We start from the raw sequence: 23475 nt of genomic DNA on the forward strand, positions 1-23475 counted from the left end.
GTTCAGAGAGGAACAACCATGGCACTGCCGACCGTCGAGGAACTCGCGCAGCAGCTCGCCGCAGTCTCGGGGGCCACCGAGGTGACCCCCGACGCGCCGATCCAGCACATCGCGGATGTGGACTCGCTGGACCTGATGGAGTGGCTCTACAACTTCCAGAACGAGCACCCCGACATCCCCGCCGACGAGTCGCTCTTCGCGGACCTGGACGACACCACCACCATGCAGGACGTGCACAAGAAGCTGATGGAGCTCGTTCCTCAGCCGGCCGAGCGCTGACAGTACGTCACATGAGTGGATTCGACATTTCGGGGTGGGGCAAGGCCGTGCCCGAACGCGTCATCACCAGCGCCGAACTGGCGGACCGCTTCGGGGTCGACGAGCACTGGGTCGTCAGCCGCTGCGGCATCCGCGAGCGGCGGGCGGTCGACCCCGGCCAGACCACCGCCTCGCTGGCTGTCGAGGCGGGCCGCGCGGCGCTGGAGAAGGCCGGTCTGACCGGTGCCGACATAGCCCATCTGATCGTGGCCACAGCCACACCCGAGCAGCCCTCGCCCGCGACCTCCGCCTTCGTCCACCACGAGCTGGGCATCGGCGGCGGGGCCATGGACGTCAACTCCGAGTGCGCGGGCTTCGTGTACGGCCTGGTCGCGGCCATGGGCATCCTGCGCATGGACCGCCGGCCGATCCTGCTGATCGGCTCGGACACGCACACGCTGACCGCCAACCCGGCCGACCGCGATCTGTCCATTCTGGTGGGGGACGGAGCGGCCGCGGTGGTGCTCGTGCCGGGACCGGGGGACCCGGTACTGGCGTGGAACCTGGGCGCGGACGGCTCCTGCGCCGACGCACTGAAGGTGCCGGCCGGCGGCAGCCGGATGCCCACCACTCCGGAGACGGTCGCGCAGGGGCTCCACTACGCGCAGATCAAGGGCAACGAGATCTACTTGAACGCGGTCCGCTTCACGGTCCGCACGGTGCGGGAGACCCTGGAGAGCGCCAAGGTCACGCCCGCCGAGGTGGACCACGTCGTCCCGCACCAGGCGAACATCCGCATCATCAACTCCGTACTCCAGCACACCGGATTGCGGCCGGAGGCCCTGGTGACCAACTTGGAGCGGTACGGCAACACCGCCTCGGCCTCCATCCCGCTGGCCCTCGCCGAGGCGCTGGACGCCGGGCGGATCCGCCCCGGGGAACTCGTGCTGTTCGCGGGGTTCGGCGCGGGGATGACCTGGGGTTCGGTGCTGATGCGTTGGGGAGGTGCCGCGTGAGCGTACAAGGAGCCGGGCAGCGCCCCGCCGCGCCGGTGGCGTTGGTCACCGGCGCTTCCGGCGGGCTCGGGCAGGCGCTCGCGGTGGAGCTGGACGCGCTGGGCTGCCGAGTGGCCGTGCACTACCGCAGCGCGGCCTCACAGGCCGAGGCCGTGCGCGCGAAGCTGACGCACGACTCCGTGGTCGTCGGCGCGGACGTGGGGTCCTGGGAGGAGGTCAAGGAGCTGTACGGCCGCGTCGAGGAGGCCCTCGGGCCGATCGACGTCGTGGTCAACAACGGGGCGATCCGCCGGGACGCCCTCATGGCGATGCAGTCCCCGGACGACTGGCACGAGGTCATCCGGACCAACCTGCTGGGCACGTTCCACACCTGCCGGGTCGCGCTGCCGCACATGCTGCGCCGGCGCTGGGGCCGGATCGTCAACGTCGTCTCGCCCTCGGGCCTGATCGCCACCGCGGGGCAGACGGCGTACTCCGCGTCCAAGGCCGGGGTCATCGGTATGACCCGGACGCTGGCCGCCGAGTGCGGGCGACGCGGGGTGACAGTGAACGCTCTCTCGCCGGGGTTCATGATCACGGGTATGACCCAGGACCTCCCGGAGCGGGTCGTGGAGGACATGGCCAGCAAGGCGCCGGTGCCGCGGTTCGTCACGGTGGAGGAGGTCGCCCGCAGTGTGTCGCTCTTCCTCGACCAGGACTGCATGACGGGTCAGGTGGTCAGCATCGACAGCGGCGTCTCCGTCATGTGAGGCGGGCCCGCGGTGACGAGTCCGGGAGGGGCACGAGGGTGTGCCCCTCCCGGACGCCGTGGGTGCCGCGCAGGGGTGCGGTCGCGCGGTGTCACCTGCCGAATTGCCTGCCGGCACCGTCGGCCCGCGTGGGGCGCCGGAGGGCACGTGGCCGGCCCTGGGAGGAAGAGGGCCGGAAGCAGGGGAGTCCGGGAGGAGTGCGTGTGTCCGCAGGCGGCCGGGGAGCAGGGGCCGCGGGCGGGAGCCGAGACCGGCGCCCGCAGTCCCGCGGCTCCCCGGTGTCAGTTCAGTGGATGTGACGACACCGTCCGGTGCGGTGATCGGGCGGGCACAGTACAGGGACTGGCACTGGCCAGCAGACCCAGATACGCGGCTTCGCTCTCGGGGCTCGGGTCGATACCGAGCTCTTCGGCGAGCACCGTGCGCAAGTGCTGGTATATCCGCAGCGCTTCGGCCCTGTTGCCTGCCAGACGATGCGCGGTCATCTGACACCGGTAGGCGCTCTCACGGAACGGCGCCTGGCGCACCGCCTCCTCCGCGTAGCGCAGGGCGTGGTGCGTGTCGCCCAGCGCGGCGGAGGAGCTGCTGGCCGTCTCCAGTGCGGAGACGCGCACCTCCCTCAGGCGGGCGCGGACCGAGTCGACCCACTCGCCCTCGTGGGAGGCGAGGAAGGGGCCCCGCAGCAGGGACACGGACGTGGTGGCGAGCCGCTGCGCGGTGCTGTGGTCGCCGTCGCGGTACGCCGCCGCCGCGCTGATGGCGGCGCTCTCGCCGCGCTCCACGTCCACTTGGGCGCCCTCCGGAAGCTGCAGCAGATAGCGCCCCCCGCGGGCGATCAGTTGCGGCTCGGACGTGGGCGACTCCGTGGCCAGGAAGGCCCGCAGACGGCTGACGACGCTGCGGAGGGCCGAGGCCCAGGTGCTCGGCGGGCCGTCCGGCCAGATGGCGTCGGCGAGCTGCTCCCGGGAGGTGCCGGTGGGACGCTCGACGCAGAGCCGGGCGAGCGCGATCTGAGCCTGGTGGCTGGCGAGAACCCGTGGGGCCTCTCTGTCGTGTTCGATGGACACAAGGCCGACAAGTCTGATGAGCACGGCTTTTACTCCCCCGTGAGGTTGACGACTTCCTCGCCGGCTGGCCGACGGAAGCCGACTTGCTGAGCGTGCTGCGTGCGGTGTCGTGCGTGCGTACAGGGTCCTGGGCCGAGCCCGCACGCCCCAGTGGCGGACTGTGGACGCGCGTAGAGGCGCGAGTCGGAATGAAGGATGCTTGTCAAATCTTCCCCAGGTCTGAGTAAACAGCATTCTCATTCGAAACAAGTATCTGTCAAAGCTAGATTTGCGAAAGCTAATGCGTCGCGAATTGGATGGGCCATTATGCGCCAATCTCCTGTCGCCTACTTGATCTTGCTCCCGTGTTGCGCCCCGATTGCGTGGCGGAAGTTGAATTCGAGGCACGCCAGATCCGCTGCGCCGGTGCGCAATGGACGCCATAAAGGGGAGGACGGCCGATGGCTTCCGCAGGGTGGGGGAGACTCGCAGACAAGCTCGACGTGACCCGGCGGCGCGTGGCCGCGCTGGAGTGGGACGCCGAGCGCCGCAACAGCTTCGTCCCCTACACGACCGAGCGCGGCACGGCCTACGTCGACCTGGACGGCCGGCGCCTGCTGATGATGTCCGGCTACAGCTACCTCGGCCTCTCCGGGGACGAGCGCGTGGTGTCCGCGGCCCAGCGCGCCGCGGCCCGCTACGGCACCGGCAACCACGGGGTGCGCGCGCTGGCGGGCTCCATCCCGCTCCACGAGGAGCTGGAGGCCGAGGTGGCCGAGATCGCCGGGCGGGAGCGGGCCATCGTCTTCGGCTCCGGCTACGCCGCCAACGTCGGGACGATCGGCGCCCTCGTGGCCCCGGGCGACACCGTTTTCGTCGACAAGTACGCCCACGCCAGCATCGTGGACGGCTGCAAGCTCAGCGGCGCCACGGTGGTCCGCTTCCGGCACAACGACACCGAGCACCTCGCGCGGCGCCTGGAGGCCGCCGCGCCCGGCGGGGTCCGGCTGGTGATCGTCGACAGCGTCTACTCGATGGACGGCGACATCGCCCCGCTGCCCCGGCTGCGCGAGGTGTGCGATGCCCATGAGGCGCTACTGATGGCCGACGAAGCCCACGCTCTCGGCGTGATCGGCCCCACCGGCCTGGGGATCGAGGAGCACTTCGGCAACGAGGTGCGGGTGGACGTCAAACTCGGCACCCTCTCCAAGGCCATCCCCTCCGTGGGGGGTTGGGTCGCCGGGTCCACCGAACTCATCGGCCACCTGCGCTACGCCGCCCGGCCGTTCCTCTTCTCCGCCGCGCTCGCCCCCGCGTCGGCCGCCGCCGCCCTGGAGGCACTGCGGGTGCTGCGCGCCGAGCCCGAACTCGTTGCCCGCGTCCAGCGCCACGGCGCGCGCTTCCGGGAGCTGGTGACGGCGGGCGGGATGCGCACCGGCGGCAGCGAGACCGCGGTCGTCCCGCTCATCGTCGGCGGCGACGAGGCCGCCTACGACCTGGCGACCGCCGCCCGCCGGCTGGGCGTCATCGGCCTGCCAGTGGTCACCCCCGCCGTTCCCCGCGACCTGGCGCGGCTGCGCATCGCCGTCACCGCCCGGCACACGGACACGGACATCGACCTCGCGGCCGAGGCCTTCCTCAAGGCCGCCGGGGAGTGCGGTCTGCTGACCGCCTGACCGCCTGACCGCCTGACCGGAGCCGACGAGCCCTGACGGACCCGGCGGGCGACCGCGCCGTATCCGGGAGAGAAGCCGGGCTCGGGGAGAAGGCCCGTCTTCCGTTCCTTTCGTCCGGCAGGGCGGCGAGGAAACAGGCCGTGCTTGCTCTGGCCGGCCCGAGGCCGCCGGAGCGGGAAGGAGAGAACAGACCATGCGTACTCCGGCGGGACGTCCCGCCCGATCGGCCGTGGCCATCAGCGGAATGGGCGTCGTCACCCCGGCCGGCTGCACGACCGAGGAGCTGTGGACGGCCGTCCTGGCCGGCCGTTCCCTCGCCGCCGACCTCACGCACTTCGACACCGCGCACCACCGCATCCGCGTCGGCTGCCGGGTACGCGGTCTCACCGACGGAGCCCGGGACCACCCCTGGCAGCAGGTGCTGGCGAGCAAGGCCGCCCAGCGGCTCGACCCTTTCGCCCGGTACGGGCTCGCCGCCGCCCTGGCCGCGCACGCCGACGCCGGGGCTCCGCAGGCTCCCGGCGCCCGCTGTGCCATCGTGGTCGGCAACGCCGTCGGCGGGCGCACCACCAGCGACGTCGAGTCCGTCAACTACGCGGCCCGCGGCCCAAAGGGCGTCCGTCCGATGATGCCGCTGATGACGATGCCGAACGCCGCCGCCGCGCAGATCGCTCTCCAACTGGGCTGGCACGGACCGGCCCTGACAGTGAGCACCACGTGCGCCAGCGGGGCCGACGCCATCGGCCTGGGCGCCGCGATGCTGCGGGACCACCGCGCGGACCTCGTGATCGCCGGGGGCTGCGAGGCGACCCTCACCCCGATCACCCTCGCAGGTTTCGGCAACCTCAACGCCGCCTCCACCCGCAGCGACGCCGCGACCGCGTGCCGCCCCTTCGACGAGAGCCGGGACGGCTTCGTCATGGGGGAGGGAGCGGCCTTCGTGGTCCTGGAGCGGGCGGAGGACGCCCGGGCTCGCGGCGCCCGTGTCCACGGCCACGTCGCCGGTTACTCAGCCACCTCCGACGCCCACCACCTGTCCGCCCCGAACCCCGGCGGCGCCATCGCCGCCGACGCCATGACCGGCGCCCTGACCGACGCTGGGCTGACGCCCGCCGACATCGCCCACGTCAATGCCCACGGCACGGCCACCGTGCACAACGACCGCGCCGAGGCGGCGGCGCTGGCCAAGGTATTCGGGCCGTACGGGCCGCCGGTGACGGCGAGCAAGGGCGTCCTCGGCCACCTCATCGGAGCGGCCGGCGCGGTCGAACTCGTGGTCTCCGTCCTGTCGATGAACGCGGGCACGGTGCCGCCCACCGCCAACCACACACGAGCGGAACCCGAGATGGAGATCGACGTGGTCCACGGAAGCCCGCGGCCCGTCACCCCCGGCCCGGTGCTGTCCAACTCCTTCGGATTCGGCGGCCACAACAGCAGCCTGGTGGTGACCCCCGCATGACCCTCCCCGGACCCCTTCTCGCCCCCGCCGCCCCGCCGTTCGACCCCGCGGCGGCCCGTCACTACCGCACCGTGACCCGCGAGGCCCTCGGCCGGGGAACACCCGCCCGCCCCGACGCCGGCCCCCTGACGGCCTTCGTCCTCACCCACCCGCTGGCCGAACGCACCGTCGACGCGCTGGCCGCCGGGCACGGACCGTACTCCCTGGTCCACCTCGCGCAGGAGATCGTCCTGCACGCGCCGCTCCGGCCGGGGACAGAGGTCGGCGCCCGCGCCGAGGTGCTCGCGGCGCGCACCGAACCCAAGGGATCCCGCCTCGCCCTGCGTACCCGCCTCACCGACCGGACGGACGGGACCGCGCTCGCCGACCTGACGGCCCACATCCTGCTGGCGGGCATCCGGACCGGCGAGCCGCACGGCACCCTGACCCCGGCGGCCGCGCCGCGCCAGGATGTGCAGGCCACCCCGGTGAGCCGCCCCGTCACGATCGACCGGGAGTGGATCGCCCGCTACGGCGAGGCTGCCGGGGACCTCAACCCCGTCCACCTCGATCCAACGGCCGCCCGGGCAGCGGGATTCCCCGACGCCATCGCCCACGGGATGGCGCTGGTCTCCATGGCGGTCGAGGAGATCGCCGACCGGTACGCCGACGGGCACGCCGACCGGATCCGAGCGCTCGGCGTCCGCTTCGCCCGCCCGGTGCTCCCCGGCACCGAGACGGTGCTGGAACTCACCCCACCGGCTTCCGGCGACACCGTCCTGTTCACCGTCCGCTCCCAGGGCGCCGCCGCCGTCAAGGGCGGCTGGGCCCGCCTGGGACCCGAAGAGGGGGAGTACCGATGAGCGGCCGTCACGGCGAGACGGCGCAGGCAGTCCTGCGCTGGGCCGAGAAGACCCCCGACGCGCCGGCCCTCTGGTGGAACGGCACCGCCACCACCTACCGCGAGTTGGCCGAGGAGACCGCCGCCGCCCGCGCCCGGCTGGAGGAACACGTCCCCGCGAGCGCACCCCTCGCGGTCCTCGACGCCAAGTCGCCCCGGACGGTAGCCACCGTTCTGGCCTGCCTCGCCTCGGGCCGCCCCGTCCTGCTGCCCTCGCGCTCGCTGCCGCCGGATCACCTCGCCGCGGTGACCGCGGAAGCGGGCTGCCGGTACACCCTGGCCGGGGACACCGTCACGGCCCTGGCCTCGCAGCCCGGGGACGACCGGAGGCAGGCCGTCCCGCCGGGCACCGGCTTCATCCTGACCACCTCCGGCTCCACCGGAACGCCCAAGGCCGTGCCCCTGCCCCACGACGGGGTGGACGCCTTCACCCACTGGGCCGCCGGCGCCTTCGGCATCGGACCCGGCACGCCCGTCCTCAACTACGCCCCGCTCAACTTCGACCTGTGCCTGCTCGATGTGTGGACCACCCTCGCCCACGGAGGCCAGGTGGTGCTGGTGGACCCGGCGGTCGCGGTCAGAGGCCCCCGCCTGCTCGGCCTGCTGCGCACCCATCGGATCGAGGTGGTCCAAGCGGTGCCGCTCTTCTACGCGCTGGTCTCCGCCGCCGCCCTGGCCGATGGCGGCGCCCCGGTGGAGACGATCCGCCACGCGGTCTTCACCGGGGACGTGATGCCCGAGCAGACCCTCGCCGACCTCGTGGCTCTCGCCCCCGGCGCGCGGCTCCACAACATCTACGGCTGCACCGAGACCAACGACAGCCTGATCCACGAGATCGACCGGAGGCGTCCGCTGCCCTCCCCGGTGCCGCTGGGCAGCCCGCTCCCCGGCGTACGCATCCGGCTCCGGGACTCCGAGGGCCGGATCGTCACCGGCCCCGGGCGGGGTGAACTGGAGGTCTCCACGCCCTTCCAGAGCACGGGCTACCCGGACCGGCGGCGCACGGAGCAGAAGTTCACCGCCGACGGCGAACGGACGCGCTGGTTCCGCACCGGCGATCTGGTCGAGGCCGACGCCGACGGCGTCCTGCGGCTCGTCGGACGCCTGGACCACCAGGTGAAGATCCGGGGAGTCGCTGTGAACACCGCCGAGGTCGAGCTCGTGATGCTCGACCACCCCGACGTGCTGGAAGCCGGGGTGACCACGCAGCCCGACCCGGTCGAGGGCCGCCGCCTGGTCGCCGTGGTCCGGCTGGAGCGCGACTCCACCGCCACCAGCCTCGACCTCAAGCGGCACTGCACCGCCCGGCTCCCGCGCGGTTCCGTGCCGGGCACTGTCGTCCCCGTACGCGAGCCCCTGCCCCGTACCGGCACCGGAAAGGTGGACCGCCGGGCACTGGCCGGGGTGAGCCCCGCCGCGCCCGCCGGTACGCGGTCCTGACGGCCGCGTGGAGCACCACGCCGGCCTTCCGTCACGCCGGGAGCCCTCGCCGCCTCGGGCAGCGGCCACCGCACCTGTACACCCCGCCAACGACCATCCCCAGCACGAACACACCGTCAAGGAGCGCCCTGTGAGCAACGCCGAACAGATCAGCGAGTACATCGTCCGGGAGTTCCTGCCCGACCTCACCGCCACGCAGCTGCCGCCCGACCAGGACCTCCTGGGCGACGGCGTCATCGACAGCCTCGGCGTCCTCAAGCTGATCGCCTGGGTGGAGCACCACTTCCAGCTCGCCGTCGGCGACACCGACCTCGACCCGGACAACTTCCGCAGCGTCAACGCCATCGACGCCTACGTCGCCCGCTGCCAGGGCGCCCCCGTGACAGGCGGCTGAGCCGTGCACCCCGCCCTCGTCCCGCTCGTCGACCGGCGGGCCCCTGCCGACGCGGACCACTGGGACGCCCTGTGGCAGGCGCTGGCCGACAGAGCGCTGGAACGCGCCGACGCCCTGGCCCTGCTGGCCTCGCTCACCGCGGCGCTCCCCGACGGCCCGAGCCTGCTCGCGCTCGTCGACTCGCTGGACCGGCGCCGCCCGGCCCCACCGTCCGCGCCCTGGCCGGGCACCGTCAACGTGGTGGGCACCGGGGGTGGCCCCTCGACCGTCAACATCTCCACGGCGTCCGCCCTCCTGGCCGCCGCCACCGGGGCCCGCGTCGTCAAGTCCGGCTCGCGCGCCCACACCGGCCGGACGGGCTCGATCGACCTCCTGGACCGGCTCGGCGTCCCCCTCACGTCCTCGCTCGACCACACCGCCGACCACTTGGCCACCCACGGCATCGCCTTCGCCGGCCCGTTCGTCTACCCCGGCCAGCTCGCCCGGCTCGCGCTGCTCGCGGTCCCGACCCCCATGCGGGTCTTCGGGCGCTTTCTCAACACCCTCGGCCCCTTCCTGGCCGCCGTACCGGTGGCCGCGCAGGTCACCGGGGTGTCCGCGACACAGCCCCCGCCCCCGCTCCGTACCCTCGCCGCCCGGCCCGGTGGCCCGGTGACCTGGCTGACCACCAACCCGGTGGGCGCCGACGAACTGCTCAGCTTCACCGACAACACCGTCCACCTCCCGGGCGGCGACACGCGGACGCTCCCGGCGGGTGAGTTGGTCCCCGCGGACGGCACCCTCGGCGACCTCGCCCCGGTGTCCCGGGACGAAGCGGCCGACCACTTCCGGGCCGTCCTGGCGGGCCGGACAAGCGCGCCGCTGCGCGCCACCCTCAGCCTCAACGCCGCGGCGCTCGCCGTCGCCTCCGGCCACCGTGACGACTGGGCCACGGCGGTCGGCGAAGCGGGCGCCGCGCTCGACGACGGAGCCGCGCTCGGACTGCTGGAGCGTCTCACCGCTTCCCGCTTGCGAGGAGGGAGCCGCGTTGGCTGACTTCTTCACCGAGGCCCGCACCCGCGACGAACTGGGACTCGCCGTCTTCCTGAACGCGGGAGACCCGCCCCTGCCCGTGCTCGCCGACTGCGTCGCCATGCTGGACGAGTCGGGCGTGGACTGCCTGGAACTGGCCGTCCCCTTCCCGGACTCGCCCACCGACGGGCCCGTCGTACGGCGCTCCGCCGACCGGGCACTGGCCGAAGGGGTGGCCCTCGCCGAGACACTGGCCTTCGTCGAGGCCGTGCGACCCTCCCTGAAGCGGCTGCGCATCGCCCTGCTCGCCGATTGGAGCCACAGCCTGCGCACGTCGCCGCCCGCCGCCTACGCGCGCGCCGTGGCGGACAGCGGAGCCGACGCCCTGCTCGTCCACGGCCTTCCGCCCCGGGCCCGCGCCGCCCACCACGAGGCCCTGCGCGAGGCCGGACTGCCCGAGGTCACCACCTGCTACCCGGCGAGCCCCCCGGCCACCGTGGCCGAGGCGGCCGCCCACGCGACCGGCTACCTCTATGTGGTCGCCCGCTACGGACGCAGCGGCGGCGGCACTCCCCCCGGCGGTCACGCCGGGCTCGCCCCGTTCGTCGGCGCCCTTCGCGACCTGACAGCCTCCCCGATAGCCGTCGGCTTCGGGGTATCGACCGCCGAGGATCTCGCCTCCGTCGCGCTGAGCGGCGCGGACGCGGCGATCGTCGGTTCCGCCGGAGTGTCGGCCCTGGAGCGGGCCCGCGAAACCGGGGCAGACCCGGTGAACGCCTACCGCTCCTTCACCGCCGCACTCGGCCGCCCTTGCACCGCCGTCCCACGTCCCCGAGGAGGAGAACGTGATCATCCGGAACCTTGAGAACGTCAAGACCGTCGAGTGGGGCAACGGCCTCAGCCGCCGCTTCATCCTGGCCGCCGACGGGCTGGGCTACAGCATCACCGACACCACCGTGCGGGCCGGGACCAAGTCCCGGCTGGAATACCGCAACCACCTGGAGACCTGCTACTGCATCGAGGGCTCCGGGGAGGTGGTGGAGCTCGACGGCACCAGCCACCCGCTCACGCCGGGCGTCCTGTATGCGCTGGACAACCACGACCCGCACTTCCTGGTCGCCTCGCCCCATGAGGACCTGCGCCTGGTCTGCGTCTTCGCCCCCGCCCTCCGGGGCGACGAGGTTCATCAGCTCGACGAGCACGTCTCGTCGGCCTACTAGGCCGCGTCCGGAAGAACCGGCCCGGACAGCGGTCCGGGCAGCCGGTCACCGGCACACCCACCCGTCCGCAACCGACCGTGGTCACCCGCACGGCCCGTACGGAAGGCTCCGCAGTGAGACACCGCAACGCAGATCAGCAGGCACTGTGCGCCGGCATGGCCCAGTGGGGCAAGGCCCTGAGCGAAGGACACATCGAAGCCGACGCACAGGCCGCCTTCGACCCGGCCCGCTGGCAACAGGTGTGCCGCAGCGGAGTGCTTGGGCTGCCCTTCCCCGAGCGATGGGGCGGCGCCGGACAGTCCCTCACCACCACCCTCCACGTCCTGGAGACACTCGGCGAGACCTGCCGTGAGACCGGCCTCAGCTTCTGCGTGACGACCTCGATGGCCAGCACCGGAGTGCCGCTCGCCGCCTTCGGCACCGACGCCCAGCGGGAGCGCTTCCTGCCGGGCATCTGCTCCGGAGAACTGATCGGCGCCCACGCCGTCACCGAACCCGACAGCGGCTCGGACGCGATGGCGATGGCCACCCGCGCCGAGCGTGACGACGAGGACTTCGTGCTCACCGGAGGCAAGGCGTTCGTCAGCAACGGCCCGATCGCCGACGTCTTCGTCGTCTATGCCCGCACCCACCCCGACGGCGGCCCCCTCGGCACGACCGCCTTCCTCGTCGAACGCGGCACGCCCGGCCTCTTCGTGGGGGAGCCGACCGCCAAGATGGGCCTGCGTACCGCACCGTTGTCCACTCTGCACCTCGACGGCTGCCGGGTGCCGGCCGACCGCGTCCTCGGCCGGGTCGGGGGCGGGCTCCTCGTCCTCGACCACGTGATGAAGCGCGAGATCCTCTTCGGGTTCTCCGTCGGACTGGGGGAGATGCGCCACCGGCTGGACCGCGCGATCGCGTACGCGAGGGAGCGCCGCGCGTTCGGCCACCCCATCGGCGACTACCAGGCGGTCTCGCACCGCGTGGTCGACATGAAGATCCGTACCGACACCGCCGCCAAGTGGCTGTACGACACCGCCGAGCAGCTCACCGCGGGCGAGGACATCACCGCCGACCTCGCCATCACCAAGATCCTCGCCAGCGAGGCCGCGCTGTCCACCAGCCTCTCGGCGATCCGCGTGTTCGGCGGCGCCGGCTACCTCACCGAGGTCGGACTGGAGAAGGACCTGCGCGCCGCCGTCGCCGGCACCCTCTACTCGGGCACCAACGACATCCAGTACAACCGGGTGGCCTCGACCCTTGGGCTGGGGGGATGAGCGGCGCCCCGCCGTCCGCGCCCCGGCCGCTGCTGAAGGTGTGCGGGGCGACCCACCCCCGGGAGGCCGTCGCCGTCGCCGCGCGGGCCGATCTGGTCGGCCTCTGGTACGGCGTCGACGGCGGCGCCCACGACCTGGCCGCCGCCGCCCTGCCGGAGCTGGCCGACGCCGTCCGCGGCAGTGGCCGGGCCGAACCCGTCCTCGTCACTTTCCTGCACGACGCCGATCGGGTCGCGCGGGTGGCCCGGGCCGCCCGTATCCGCTGGATCCAGCTCCACGCCTACCAGCCGCCCCGGACCGTGGCAGCCCTGCACTCCGCGCTGCCCGGCGCGGTCGTCGTCAAGGCCGTGCACGTCCTCGACGGGCACTGCGCCGAACGCCCTTTCCTCGGCGCCTACGCGCGGGCGGGCACCGACCTGTTGCTCGTGGACGCCGCGACCCGCGACGGGGGCGTCGGCAGCACCGGCCGGCACCTCCCGCCCGAGGTGCTGGAGCCGCTGCTGCCCGCCCTCAGGCTGCCCTTCCTGCTGGCGGGGGGCCTGACCGCGGCCGACGCGGTACGCGGCCCGGCCCTCGGGGCGCACCCCGGCTTCCGGGGCGTGGACGTGGACAGCGCCGCCCGGGGGGACGACGGCCTGCTCTGCGCCCACCGGGTCGCCGCTCTGGACCGTGCCTGGACCGGGACGGACGTACTGCCCCATGCCCGGCGGGACGGCGCGACCCACACCCCGATCCGGGCGGCCGCCCCTCCCGCCCCGTCCGCACCCACCCCCCGAGGGAACCCGACATGACGCTGCCCTTCCTCTCCGCACTCCTCAGCGCGGAGCGCCCCCTGATCATGGAAGTGAAAGCCCGCGATGCGCACGGCGGCGACCTCCTGCGGGGCAGGGCCCCCGGCGACCTGGCCGCCGCCTACGAGCGGGCCGGTGCCCCGTGCGTGTCCGTCGTGACCGGCCGGTGGTTCGGCGGATCGGCCGGCATGCTGCGGGAGGTCACCGCCCGGGTCGATGTCCCGGTGCTGCTCAAGGACTTCGTCACGCGCCACGACCAGATAGCCGCCGCCGCCGAGGCGGGCGCCTCGGCGGTGCTGCTGACTGCGGCGCTGCTGCCGCGCGAGTCCCTTCACGGACTTGCCCGGGAGTGCCACGCGCGCGGGCTCACCCCCTTCGTGGAGATCACCCGCGCCGAGGAGGCGGTCGGGCTTCCCCACCCGCACCTCTGCGTGATCGCCGTCAACAACAAGGACATCACCACGGGGGAGCGCGACGCGGGAGACCTCGACCGCAGCCGTGCGCTGCTGCCCGCCGTTCGGGCCGCGGGCACCCTCTGCCCGGTCAGCGCCAGCGCAGTGAGCAGTCCGGCCGTCGCGGCCGGACTGCTGGCCGAGGGCTACGCCGCCCTGCTCGTCGGTACGGCGCTCCTGCGTGCGCCCAGCGTGGAGTCATGGCTGCGGGAGTTCGACGCCTGCCGCGTAGACACCTCCGCTCCGGTCCCGGCGACCGCGCGCGCCGCCGAGCCGCCGACCGGTCCCGTCGCCGAGGCGGAAGCAGCACCCGCGTGAGCGCGCCACCGGTGTCGAGCGTGCCCACCGACGGCGTGGAGCGGATCGTGCTCGGACGCGGCCGCCACCGGCTCGGTGCCTGGCGGGCCGCTCCCGTCACCGGCAGCCCCCGGGCCGTGCTGGTCGCCGTCCACGGCCGGGCGATGTCCCCCGGCTACTTCGCCGGGCCGGTCGCGCCGCACACCTCTCTGCTCGCCCTGGCGTCCTCCCTCGGCCACACCGTCCTGGCGGTGGAACGGCCCGGCTACGGCCTCTCCCGCTCGTCCCTGCCGCTCGGGCTGCCGCTGGCCGATCAGGCCCTCCTGCTGCGCCGGGCCATGGCCGACTACGCCGACCAGCACCCGGTCGGGGCCGGGTTCTTCCTCGTCGGGCACTCCGACGGCGGCAAGACCGCCCTGTACCTCGCGGGTGAGCAGTGGGGCGAGACCCCGGCGGAACGCCTGCTCGGACTGGACCTCAACGGCTGCGGCTGGCACTACTCCCCGGCCGCCGCCCACTTCCCGGACACCTTGAACGGCGGAGCGGGCCAACTCAACTGGGGCCCGCTGCGGCTCTATCCGGGAAGCACCTTCCACGCCAGCCGCGCCCTGCTCCGCGATGTCCCGGCCGCCGAGGAGGCCGAGACGGCCCACTGGCCGGCGCGGTTCCCGGCCGTCGCGGCCCGTGTGCGCTGCCCCGTGCGGCTCACCTTCGGGGAGCACGAGGGCTGGTGGCGTCTGGACCGGGACGAAATGGCCGCCATGGCCGCCTGCTTCACCCGGACGCGCCCGCCCGTCGTCGAACGCGTCCCGGAGGCGGGCCACAACCTCAGTCTCGGACTGGCCGCTCCCCTCTACCACTTGCGCGCGCTGGCCTTCCTGGAGGAGTGTCTGGCAACCGTCCCGACCTCCGTCCGGTGACGACCGCGTATGTGCGCGAGCGTGTGGAACATGGACCGCACATCCCGCCGGATGCTGGGATGGTCCTTCGAGAAGTACGGATGGTGCGTCTCGGCCGCGTATCGCCCGTCGGCAGCCGGGAGAGTCCACCCAACCGTTAGGACGGCAACGTGAGTCACAACCCTCCCCACGTCTCGACCCCGTGGGCACCCCCCGGCCGCCGGCCCGCGCCCCCGCCGGGCCGTGACCGGGCCGCAGGGCCGCTCCTGGGAGTGTCTGCCCTCTGCACCGGCCTGATGGCCGGGCTCTTCTTCGCGTACGACATCTCCGTCATGCCGGGCCTGGCGGAGCTGGACGACCGCGCGTACGCGGCGGCCATGCAGCGCTTCAACGCCGTGATCGACGGCAGCGCGCTGTTCGGCCTGGTCTTCCTCGCGTCACTGGCCTCCACGGTCGCCTCGGCGGTACTGGCCTTCCGGAGGAAGTGGCGTGCGGTGGCCCTGCCGCTGGTCGCGGCGGCCTGCTGTTACACGGCGGTTCTGGTGATCACCGTTGCGATCAACCTCCCGCTCAACGCGGAGCTCGCGGCCCTCGGGGACCCTGCGACCGCCAGGGACCTCCCGGAGGTGATCGATGACTTCAAGTCGGTCTGGGTTCCGGTGAACATCCTCCGGACGGTGCTCTGCGTGCTGAGCCTCGGTGCGCTGTGTTCCGCCCTGGTCCGGTACGGTCGCGCGACCGCACCCCTCCGGCGGGTGTAACCGACGGACCACGCCCTGGAGGGGTGACGGCGGGAGTCGGGGAAGGGCACGTGTGTGTCGAACGGTTGCTCGTGTAGAAACAATGCAGTGAATAGGCTGTGGACCGAGACGTCCAATGGGCGGCGGGCATTCATCCGACCGAAAGCCCAGGGGCAGGAGGCTCACTCCGCCACAGTGATTTGCTTTGGCACATAGCCAGGCGCCTGGCGGAGCGCGGGTGGCTGCTGCAGGAGACGTCGGGAACGCACTCGACCGGGCCTTCGAGGCGTAGAGCTCAACACCGTTGCGTTAGCGCCGTGAGCGGCTGCTGAGGCCGTGCTCGAAGAATCCGATGTCGGCGCGGACGGTGTAGTTCTGGGCTTGCTGGGGGTGCTGTCCGGCGTTGGGTCCGTACTTGCTGGTGGGGTTCTTGCGGGTGCGGGCCTTGACGCGTTGACGGCGGTGGGCGGGTAGGAGGTCGTCCAGGGCGGCCCGGCCGATCGCGCCGACCAGGCCGACGACTGTCTCGGGGAAGATCCCGCGGGCGGCGGTGACGGTATCGGCGGCAGCGGTGAGCGTGACGGTGAAGCTGATCCGCTGGTGGGGGATCTCCGGGTGGCCCGTGAGAGCGTCGCTGCCGGCGCGTGTCAGGGCCTGGTAGGTGGTGAGCAGGGCGTAGACCTCTTGGTCGAGGCCGTCGATGCTGCGGGAGCGCAGGACACGGCCGTCGAGCATGGTCGCCTTGATCGAGAAGTACGCGGTTTCCGCTTCCCACCTGCGGTGATAGAGATCGACGAGTTCGGCCGCCGGGTAGCGGACGGGGTCCAGCAGGTTGGTGATCAGCCGCCACTGCTCGGTGCGGACGGTGCCATCGGCCAGGGTGACGGTGAGGGTCGCCTCGATCACGCGCACCGGCAGTAGCACCCGCAGGACGCCGTAGCCGATGCAGGCGATGTAGGAGCCGTCGCCCAGGTGCTCGGCGGGGGTGGGGACGCGGCGGGCCCCGGAGCGCACCAGGAACCGTGCCCCGCTCGGGTGGACGGCATCAAGGAACTCGTTGCCGTCGAAGGCCGAGTCGGCCAGGAGGAGCATCGTCTCGTCCAGGGCGGCCAGAAGCCGCTTGGCATAGGGGAGTTCCCCCTCGGATTCCGGTCCGAAGGCGGCGGCTATGAGCGCGCGGGTGCCGCACTCGACCAAGGCCAGCAGCCGCAGGAGCGGATAGCCGAACTCCAGACTCTCCCCGGCCCGCTTGGGGTAGCGCCAGGTGAGTGTCTCGTCGTCGGGGGTGTGCAGCAGGGTCCCGTCGACGGCCACCGTGCGCAGGCCCCGGTAGAAGGACCCTGCCTGCCCGCGGCGGGCGACGGGCCCGGCAAGCGTCTCGAACAGACGCCGCAGAGGTGCGGCCCCCACCCTGCGTCTGGCCCGCGTCAGCGAGGAGACCGCGGGACGCACCAGGGCCAGAGGGGTCAGGGCGGCGGTCAGTTTGGACCACACCGTGCGGTACGAGCGATGCTCGAACAGCGCGAGAGCGAGCACGAAGTACACCACCACCCGCGAAGGCAGCAGCCGCAGGCGCTTCTCGCGCCGACCGGTCTCCTCCAGCACCGCGTCCACCAGCGCGAAGTCCACGATCTGGGTCAACTCCCCCAGATGACCCGGCGCGAACACACCCCGGGCTGTCTCGATCCTGGACGTGATGACAGACTTCTCCTGCAACGGGACCCCTGACCTTGATCGACTGTCTTCGCCGATCGTTGATCTATCAGGTGGTCCCGTTGCGCTGTTCAGCAGGGCTTGACGTACAGCTCAGGGGCCAAACGCAACGGTGTTGGCGTAGAGCTCGTAACACGATCTTGTGGATGTGGACTGGTGGGGCGTGACCGGTAAGACGATTCCGCCGTTCGTGAGGTGAGGGGAGTCGGCCGTGGATCGTGGAGGATGAACTGTGGGCGCTGATCGAGCCGTTGCTCGTGCCCTGGCCGCGGAAGGCTCCCGGTCCGAAGCCGGTGGATGACCGGTTGTGCCTGCAGGGCTTCCTGTACGTGCTCTGCAACGACGTCAGCCCGCAACTGCCGTAGTCCTCACCCAGCACCACCTCTGGCGGCTTCGGCTCCGACGAACCGGCAGCCTTTTCGGCCTCCTTGGCGGAGAAGAGCCATCGCAGACGCTTCCGTACGGCTGACTTCAGGTCTTTCCACAGCTGCGCCAGTACGGCACGGAGCACGGCCAGCCAGTCCGTACGGGCGAAGGCGGCGGCGCTCAACCGGCGGGTGCGCCTACGGTGTAGGCCCCCTCCCGGATCACCTCCCGGGCGTCGCCGCCGTCCCCAAGGGCACTGCGGGGGCGGAGAACACCGACTGGTGCTCCGCGTATGACAAGTTCCCACCCCCGTGTCTTCTGGCGTCGGCCACAACGATCAGCGGCGGACGCAGAGGGGCATCGTCCTCGGGCACATGAAGCGCCGCCACACCGCAAACCAGCACAATGCGTGGGCGGAGGCGCCCAGGTCGAACATTGACCGAAAGGCGCCTCCGCAGCGGGGTTACCTGCGGTGTCCCTGCGGTGCGCCGCCTTGACCTGCGAGCCGAGTGGCGCCCGGAGACGAGGCCGTTGTGCTGTGGCGCGCGGGCCGAGTGGAAGGTGTTTCGGCCGCGTCGGCGGGCAGGTCGGCGATGCGGCGCAGGCGCCAGACGAGGACGTCGCTGACCGACCCGGCGGTGTCCAGTTCGCGGTGGGTGACGGCTTCGGTCAGCAGCTCCTTGGGGTTGTGGCCGGCCTGGTAGGCGTGGGTGAGGGTGGCGGCCAAGGCGGGCCAGCCCGGTTCGTTCACTACCGCCTCGGCGATCTCGGGTGTTGTGGCGTGGAGGAGGGCGGCGGCCCAGTCGCGTACGGGCTGGACGAGGCGCAGGCCCTGGGCGTGCAGGCGGGCCATGGGCTCCTCGGCTGCGGCAGCGTAGGCGGCGCGCAGGTGGGCTGCGGCCTGGCGGGCGGCCTCGGCCTGCTGGGCGTGGTGGCGCTGGGCGTGCCAGTGAGCGGCGGCGGTGGCGAGGAAGAACAGGGTGTCGATCAGCATCGCCGTGGTCGCGTCGTCCTCCCCGCGGCCCAGCGCCGGGCCGCTGTAGCGGAGGTCGCGGGCGGCTCGGCGCAGGGCCTGGGCATGCCGGTACTCGGCACGGGTGTGAGAGCGCGTGGCCCGCTCGAACGCCCAGGCTGCGTCACGGAGTTGCTGGCGAGTGTGCGCTGCGCTGGTCTGGGCGAGGGTGTCCAGGATCTCGCCGGTGGCGGCGATGCGGGCCGCCGCAGCGCCGTCGCCGTCCTGGTCGAAGGTGACCAGGACGGTCCACGCGGCACGGGTGGCCGAGCGCCGGGCGGCGGCCGGAGCCGACACAACTGCGCGCGGGCGGGCGGCCGGCCGACGTGTGGCCGCTTCCTGCTCGTCCTGGTGGACGTCGTCGGTGGTGGGGAAGCGTTCGCGGATGCGGGGCAGGGACAGGTCGGGGGAGAGCGTGGAGCCTGCGTAGTAGATGGGCTCGCCGTCGTCGTTCACGTCGCCGGGCAGGGCCACCTTGTAGCCGAGCAGGTCCCCGGACGGCGCGACGCGCTGGTGGATCAGGAGCCCGGCGGCCTTGAGCCGGGCGAAGAACTCCGCCTCGCTCGCGGCGCCGGCCACGGCCTGGCGGACGGTCTTGTGCAGTTCTTCGCGCGCGGGGCGTTCGCGGCCCTGGCGCTCCGCCTTGTGGCGTTCGGCACTGGTAGGACGCTTGGCGGCGGTGCCGTCCCCGGGCGCGACTCGGCGCAGGTTGTAGTCGGCTTCGATGCGGCGGCATTCGGCCTGGGCGCGGCGGGCCTCGTTGTGCAGGCGGGGCCGGCGGCCGTCGTCGCGGACCAGGGTGGCGATGATGTGGATGTGGTCGTCGGCGTGGCGGACGGCCGCCCAACGGCATGCCTGCTCGTCGCCGTCGGGGGCGATGCCGGTGACGGCGACCATGCGGCGGGCGATCGCGGCCCAGTCCTCGTCGGACAGGACCGGGTCCTCCGGGGCAGCCCGCACGGACAGATGCCAGACATGGTTCTTGGGGCGTCGGCTGGCGGGCAGGGCGTTGACGGGCTGGTCAAGCAGCCGCTGAAGCTGCGCGTAGGTGGCCTTCGGGTCGCGGCCGGGGTCAGGGGCGAGCGGATCGAAGGCGGCCACCAGGTGCGGGTCGATGTGCTCCTCGTGGGTGCCGGGCCCGTAGAGGTAGTTGAGGAGGCCGATCGTCCTGCTGCCGCGCTCGTGGATGCTGGGAATCACGCAGCGGCACCGCCTTCGCGGTGGGCGAGCAGAGCATCAGCGGCATCCTCCATACGCCGGGCGGCGCTTCGGACGGCATCGGCCGCAGCGTCCAGGTGGGGTGCGTCGGCGCCGGAGTTGAGGACCTTGGCGACCTGGTTGAACAGGCCGTGCATGCGGCCCAGGTGCCGGCGGGCGGCGAACAACTCGTCGATGACTTCCCGTTCGGTGGCGATCTCCGCGGCGGTGCGAGTCAGGTCACGAGCGGCCTTGTCCGCGGCGTAGGCGAGGAAGGCAGCGATGCTCATGTCGCAGTGGGCGGCGGCGCCGGTGAGGCGCTTGAACTCGTCGTCGTTCATGCGGCAGCTGGGCTGCTTCACGCGCTTGCGCTCTTTTGGCTGACGCGCGCGCTGACGTTTCTTCGCGAGGGACTCGGCCTGCTTGCCCCCTGGCTGCCGTCCGCCCTCGGTCGCAGCCTGACGGTCCGGTGCCCCCGGGCGCAGGGCTGCTCCCGCCACCCCCGGGGCCGGAACTCCGGGAGCATTGCTCCCGGGACAACTTGCTGGGCTGTTGTCTGGGCCGATGGGAGTCTCCTGCCGGTTGGTGTGTTCGTGGTGTCGGTTGTGCACGAGTGGTTCTCCAAGGTGTGTTCGGAAGGGGAGCTGAGCCGCCGGGCGCCGACCGACGGCGTACGAGGGCCATGGCCGGAGCAATTCGGCGGCTGTGGGATGGTGCTGGCCGGGGCAACCGAGGCCGGCGCTGTCGGGTTCGGGGCTATGGCTGCAGAGAGCGCAACGGGGACCGGTCCCCACAGTGCTGCGGTGCACGGTCCCCAAACCCTTGGGGACGGGGATCGCGACGCTCATCGGGGACGGTCCCCCTGACGCATCGTCAACGGGACGGTCCCCTTGACAGGTCGTCACGGGGACCGTCCCGTTCCCTGCACGGTTGCGGTCCCCGAGGGGGACTGGAACGGGCTGGTGCGGGGACGGTCACCGTTCCTGGGGACGCTCTGGGGACGGGCACGAAATGCCCTCTGAACTGCGGTTTCATCGGAGACCGGTCCCCTCTCGGTCCCCGGTTCGTCGTCGTCACGGTCCCCGCGATGCGGTCCCCGTGCGCCACCGTCCCCGCCATGAGGTGATCGTGATCGCGGGGACCGTCGGGGACCGAGGTTCGGTCCCCGATCTTCGCGGGCTCGGTCCCGGGGACGCGGTTGCCAGGATGGCCTCGTCGAACGCGTACGGCTCGTCCGGGACCGATCGGTCGTAGGACGGCGCGGCTGCGAGAGGAGCGAGGCGGGGCTGCGTCATGCAGCGCGCTGTCGGACCAGCCGGGCGATGGCGAGATCGATGCGCGACGGATGGGGAGCCGCACGTACGGCGTTGCCCCTGGCGGTGCCGTCAGGGTTCGTCCGCCGTTGACGGCACGGTGCACCCGCAGGTGCGTGGCACCACTCGCATCGGACGCTGAGCGCGTCGGGGACGCCGCTGATGCTGGCGGCCTCGCGCGCGGCGCGGGTCGGACGGTAGCGGGCCAGCTCGGCGCGGACAGCCGGCGGGATGCACGACCCGATCTCGCGCAGGCGTTCCTCGACGTCGCGGGACCGGCCACCGCTGGTGATCTGCCGGTGCGTCGAGGGGGCGGCCAGACCGGCGGCGACAGCGTTGCGGGACCGGAGCAGCCCGGCTCGCCAGGCGGCCGGATCGTCCGGGTCGGCAACTGGTGTGGGGTCGGTGTGCCGGTCGAGGCGGTCGCGTCGGTGGGCGCGCCACTTGCGGGCGACGTCCACGGGCAGGATTGGGTACGGCGAGTCGAGGACGTGGGACCGTATCGCCTCGCGGACGTGCCAGCCGTGGGCGGTGGCGAAGGGCATGTCGTCGAGCAGCTCCTGCCACTGGGCGAGCTGGTCACGGGCCTCGCCCGTGTCGGTGCGGATGGTGCGGGGGTCCAGGCGGCCGATGTAGGCGAGGATGGCGGCGATTTCGTTGCGCTCCAGGGGTGGTTACTCCTTACGATCCGGTCGGTTCGTCGAGGGCGGCGAGCAGGGCGGCCATGTGCGCCTCGGAGCGCGTCATGCCGGTGGTCGAGGTGGGCGTGCCGCCGGGCAGGGCGTAGAGGTTGGGGCGTCCGGCGGCGGTGGTGTGCTCGCGGGCGATCCACGCGCGCCAGTCGGCAGCCCAGGCTGCAGCGGTGCGGGGATCCCAGGTGGCCCGGTAGGTGCGCCACTTCGCGTCGGCGGCGTGCAGGGCGTGCTCGCCGAGTCGGGCGAGGTGGCCGTGGTCCTGCAGCCAGGCCCGGGCGTCGTCGTCGATCTGCCAGTCGGTAGCTGGGATGAGTGGGGCAGAGCTGCTGCTGTTACTACCGTTCACCTTCGGTTCTCTTCTGTTCTGGGGGTCGGAATCCGCACCCCCTGAGGGTCTGAATCCGGCCCTGCTGGGGGTCACATTCCGTACCGGGGGATCAGATTCCGGCCCCCCGTCGAAGGCGTCGGCAGGGTCGGATTCCGGTCCCCCAGGGGTCGGATTCTGACCCCTGGGGGACGGCAGATCCTGATCCCCCTCGGCAGACTGTTCGGCGAGGAACCGGGCAGCGCCCGGCAGGTGGTAGTACGTCTCTCCCCGTGGCCCCTTGCGTCCGGGGATCGGGACCAACTCCCCGCTGGCGATCAGCTTGGCCAGCGCGTCCCGCACCGCGGTGCGGGAGGCGTTCGCGCGCTTCATGAGGGTGGGCACGAACGCGTACGCGATGCAGCGCCGGTCGATGCACCGATCGGCGATCAGAGCGAGGACCAGACGGGCGGTGCCTTTGCTGTGGCTGTGGTTCCACACCCATTCGCGGGCGTCGTGGCTCATGAGGCGGCGGCTCCTAGGTGAGGTGCGGGCGGCCCTTGGCGGGCGGCGCACAGGGAGGGGGTGGCACACGGCCCCGGCCCGAAGGGGCGGGGGAGGGCTGGTGGCGTCGTATGGCCAAGACAGCCACATCCATGCCGCACAAGTCCAGCATTCCGCCGGGAAATCAGACAGCTGACGGCGAACGCAGACGGCGAGCGAGGGACCAAAACTATAAACTCGAATCGGCGGTTGCCGAAATAATGCTCCGTCAGATGAAGCCAGAAGCATCACATCGAGAACCCGTTGACTCCCGATGCGAGCGCAAGCTACAACACAACACCCCACGTCAGAGCACATATCCGGGCTGACGAAGACACCGATGACCCGATATTCGAAACCCAGCCCGCAGGTAGGTCCCGGCCGCTGAGCCGGGCGCAACATAGCCGACGATCGCCGGTTAACCAAACCGGGGATCCGGAGCTACAAATGGAGCTATGGCAGCACGATCCCTGGAAATCGGTCCGGCCGGAATACGGACCGCCCGCACCATCGAAATCCTCCGCACCGAACGCGGCCTCGCCCAGCGCGAGCTCGCCGCCCGCGTCACCGCTTTCGGCCGTCCGATGACCAACACGATGCTGTCTCGCATCGAACGCGCCCAACGCCGCTGCGACATCGACGACCTCGTCGCCCTCGCCCACGCCCTCCGGGTCTCGCCCCTGGCACTTCTCCACGGGGTTCAAGCCGCGTAGGCCCGCCTGCCACTGGCCCGGACTGCTGCCGC

At 72.3% G+C, this 23475-nt stretch carries 23 protein-coding genes and 1 pseudogene; 18 read left to right on the forward strand and 6 right to left on the reverse strand.

What is annotated here, in order from left to right:
• The first annotated feature begins 18 nt into the window (after positions 1-18).
• Genes AB0K80_RS11035 through AB0K80_RS11045 form a run of 3 tightly spaced genes read left to right on the forward strand, consistent with a single transcriptional unit; the run spans position 19 to position 2023 of the window.
• Positions 19-279, forward strand: coding sequence for a hypothetical protein (locus AB0K80_RS11035; protein ID WP_200262049.1), 261 nt, complete (start codon positions 19-21; stop codon positions 277-279).
• Between the two features lie 11 nt (positions 280-290).
• On the forward strand, positions 291-1274 hold the full coding sequence (locus tag AB0K80_RS11040) for a ketoacyl-ACP synthase III (RefSeq protein WP_365668112.1): 984 nt from the start codon (positions 291-293) through the stop codon (positions 1272-1274).
• Positions 1271-2023: an SDR family NAD(P)-dependent oxidoreductase gene (locus tag AB0K80_RS11045; protein WP_365668114.1), complete on the forward strand. Its 753-nt coding sequence runs from the start codon at positions 1271-1273 to the stop codon at positions 2021-2023. The genes AB0K80_RS11040 and AB0K80_RS11045 overlap by 4 nt, the downstream gene beginning before the upstream one ends.
• Before the next feature lie 281 nt (positions 2024-2304).
• Here the strand turns inward: AB0K80_RS11045 and AB0K80_RS11050 are convergent, their stop codons facing one another.
• Positions 2305-3114 carry a BTAD domain-containing putative transcriptional regulator gene (locus AB0K80_RS11050; RefSeq protein ID WP_365668116.1) on the reverse strand — a complete coding sequence of 270 codons (810 nt, stop codon included), beginning with the start codon at positions 3112-3114 and terminating at the stop codon, positions 2305-2307.
• Positions 3115-3530: 416 nt separating this feature from the next.
• Between AB0K80_RS11050 and AB0K80_RS11055 the strand changes: the two genes are divergently transcribed.
• The 13 genes from AB0K80_RS11055 (at position 3531) to AB0K80_RS11115 (ending at position 15608) form a co-directional block, all read left to right on the forward strand.
• Positions 3531-4745: an aminotransferase class I/II-fold pyridoxal phosphate-dependent enzyme gene (locus tag AB0K80_RS11055; RefSeq protein ID WP_365668118.1), complete on the forward strand. Its 1215-nt coding sequence runs from the start codon at positions 3531-3533 to the stop codon at positions 4743-4745.
• A 193-nt stretch (positions 4746-4938) separates the two neighbouring features.
• Positions 4939-6204: a beta-ketoacyl-[acyl-carrier-protein] synthase family protein gene (locus tag AB0K80_RS11060; protein WP_365668120.1), complete on the forward strand. Its 1266-nt coding sequence runs from the start codon at positions 4939-4941 to the stop codon at positions 6202-6204.
• Entirely contained in the window at positions 6201-7046 is an 846-nt protein-coding gene (locus AB0K80_RS11065) for a MaoC/PaaZ C-terminal domain-containing protein (RefSeq protein WP_365668122.1), read from the forward strand. The genes AB0K80_RS11060 and AB0K80_RS11065 overlap by 4 nt, the downstream gene beginning before the upstream one ends.
• Positions 7043-8524 (forward strand): AMP-binding protein, encoded by a 1482-nt coding sequence (locus tag AB0K80_RS11070; RefSeq protein WP_365668124.1) that lies wholly within the window; start codon positions 7043-7045, stop codon positions 8522-8524. Before AB0K80_RS11065 ends, AB0K80_RS11070 begins: the two co-directional genes overlap by 4 nt.
• 130 nt (positions 8525-8654) lie before the next feature.
• Positions 8655-8918, forward strand: coding sequence for a phosphopantetheine-binding protein (locus AB0K80_RS11075; RefSeq protein WP_365668126.1), 264 nt, complete (start codon positions 8655-8657; stop codon positions 8916-8918).
• A gap of 3 nt (positions 8919-8921) precedes the next feature.
• Positions 8922-9953: a hypothetical protein gene (locus AB0K80_RS11080; protein ID WP_365668128.1), complete on the forward strand. Its 1032-nt coding sequence runs from the start codon at positions 8922-8924 to the stop codon at positions 9951-9953.
• The gene (gene trpA / locus AB0K80_RS11085) at positions 9946-10794 is read left to right on the forward strand and encodes a tryptophan synthase subunit alpha (RefSeq protein ID WP_365668130.1); all 849 of its coding nucleotides are present in this window, start codon (positions 9946-9948) and stop codon (positions 10792-10794) included. Before AB0K80_RS11080 ends, trpA begins: the two co-directional genes overlap by 8 nt.
• A complete protein-coding gene (locus AB0K80_RS11090; protein WP_200262060.1) occupies positions 10775-11149 on the forward strand; it encodes an ectoine synthase in 375 nt (124 codons plus the stop codon). Before trpA ends, AB0K80_RS11090 begins: the two co-directional genes overlap by 20 nt.
• Before the next feature lie 113 nt (positions 11150-11262).
• Positions 11263-12408 (forward strand): acyl-CoA dehydrogenase family protein, encoded by a 1146-nt coding sequence (locus AB0K80_RS11095; protein WP_365668133.1) that lies wholly within the window; start codon positions 11263-11265, stop codon positions 12406-12408.
• Positions 12405-13199: an N-(5'-phosphoribosyl)anthranilate isomerase gene (locus AB0K80_RS11100; protein WP_365668134.1), complete on the forward strand. Its 795-nt coding sequence runs from the start codon at positions 12405-12407 to the stop codon at positions 13197-13199. Before AB0K80_RS11095 ends, AB0K80_RS11100 begins: the two co-directional genes overlap by 4 nt.
• The gene (locus AB0K80_RS11105; protein WP_365668136.1) at positions 13196-13969 is read left to right on the forward strand and encodes an indole-3-glycerol-phosphate synthase; all 774 of its coding nucleotides are present in this window, start codon (positions 13196-13198) and stop codon (positions 13967-13969) included. Before AB0K80_RS11100 ends, AB0K80_RS11105 begins: the two co-directional genes overlap by 4 nt.
• A complete protein-coding gene (locus AB0K80_RS11110; RefSeq protein ID WP_365668138.1) occupies positions 13966-14868 on the forward strand; it encodes an alpha/beta fold hydrolase in 903 nt (300 codons plus the stop codon). Before AB0K80_RS11105 ends, AB0K80_RS11110 begins: the two co-directional genes overlap by 4 nt.
• Before the next feature lie 251 nt (positions 14869-15119).
• Complete coding sequence (locus AB0K80_RS11115; RefSeq protein ID WP_365668141.1) at positions 15120-15608, forward strand: DUF1772 domain-containing protein; 489 nt, start codon at positions 15120-15122, stop codon at positions 15606-15608.
• 288 nt (positions 15609-15896) lie between these two features.
• Here the strand turns inward: AB0K80_RS11115 and AB0K80_RS11120 are convergent, their stop codons facing one another.
• Positions 15897-17255: an IS4 family transposase gene (locus tag AB0K80_RS11120; RefSeq protein ID WP_365668563.1), complete on the reverse strand. Its 1359-nt coding sequence runs from the start codon at positions 17253-17255 to the stop codon at positions 15897-15899.
• Positions 17256-17515: 260 nt separating this feature from the next.
• On the opposite strand from AB0K80_RS11120, the pseudogene AB0K80_RS11125 reads away from it, so the two are divergent.
• Positions 17516-17635, forward strand: a pseudogene (locus AB0K80_RS11125) (transposase); the annotation flags it as partial.
• Between the two features lie 494 nt (positions 17636-18129).
• On the opposite strand, the gene AB0K80_RS11130 reads toward AB0K80_RS11125, so the two are convergent.
• From AB0K80_RS11130 to AB0K80_RS11145, 4 genes are all read right to left on the reverse strand, one after another.
• Positions 18130-19878 (reverse strand): mobilization protein, encoded by a 1749-nt coding sequence (locus AB0K80_RS11130; protein WP_365668145.1) that lies wholly within the window; start codon positions 19876-19878, stop codon positions 18130-18132.
• Positions 19875-20216, reverse strand: coding sequence for a plasmid mobilization relaxosome protein MobC (locus tag AB0K80_RS11135; RefSeq protein ID WP_365668565.1), 342 nt, complete (start codon positions 20214-20216; stop codon positions 19875-19877). Before AB0K80_RS11135 ends, AB0K80_RS11130 begins: the two co-directional genes overlap by 4 nt.
• 950 nt (positions 20217-21166) lie before the next feature.
• Entirely contained in the window at positions 21167-21856 is a 690-nt protein-coding gene (locus AB0K80_RS11140) for a hypothetical protein (protein WP_365668567.1), read from the reverse strand.
• 13 nt (positions 21857-21869) lie between these two features.
• Entirely contained in the window at positions 21870-22712 is an 843-nt protein-coding gene (locus tag AB0K80_RS11145; protein WP_365668147.1) for a helix-turn-helix domain-containing protein, read from the reverse strand.
• A 473-nt stretch (positions 22713-23185) separates the two neighbouring features.
• Between AB0K80_RS11145 and AB0K80_RS11150 the strand changes: the two genes are divergently transcribed.
• Positions 23186-23443, forward strand: coding sequence for a helix-turn-helix transcriptional regulator (locus tag AB0K80_RS11150; RefSeq protein ID WP_365668149.1), 258 nt, complete (start codon positions 23186-23188; stop codon positions 23441-23443).
• The last annotated feature ends 32 nt before the right edge of the window (positions 23444-23475 follow it).

Source organism: Streptomyces sp. NPDC052682, assembly GCF_040678435.1.
Taxonomy (GTDB): Bacteria; Actinomycetota; Actinomycetes; order Streptomycetales; family Streptomycetaceae; genus Streptomyces.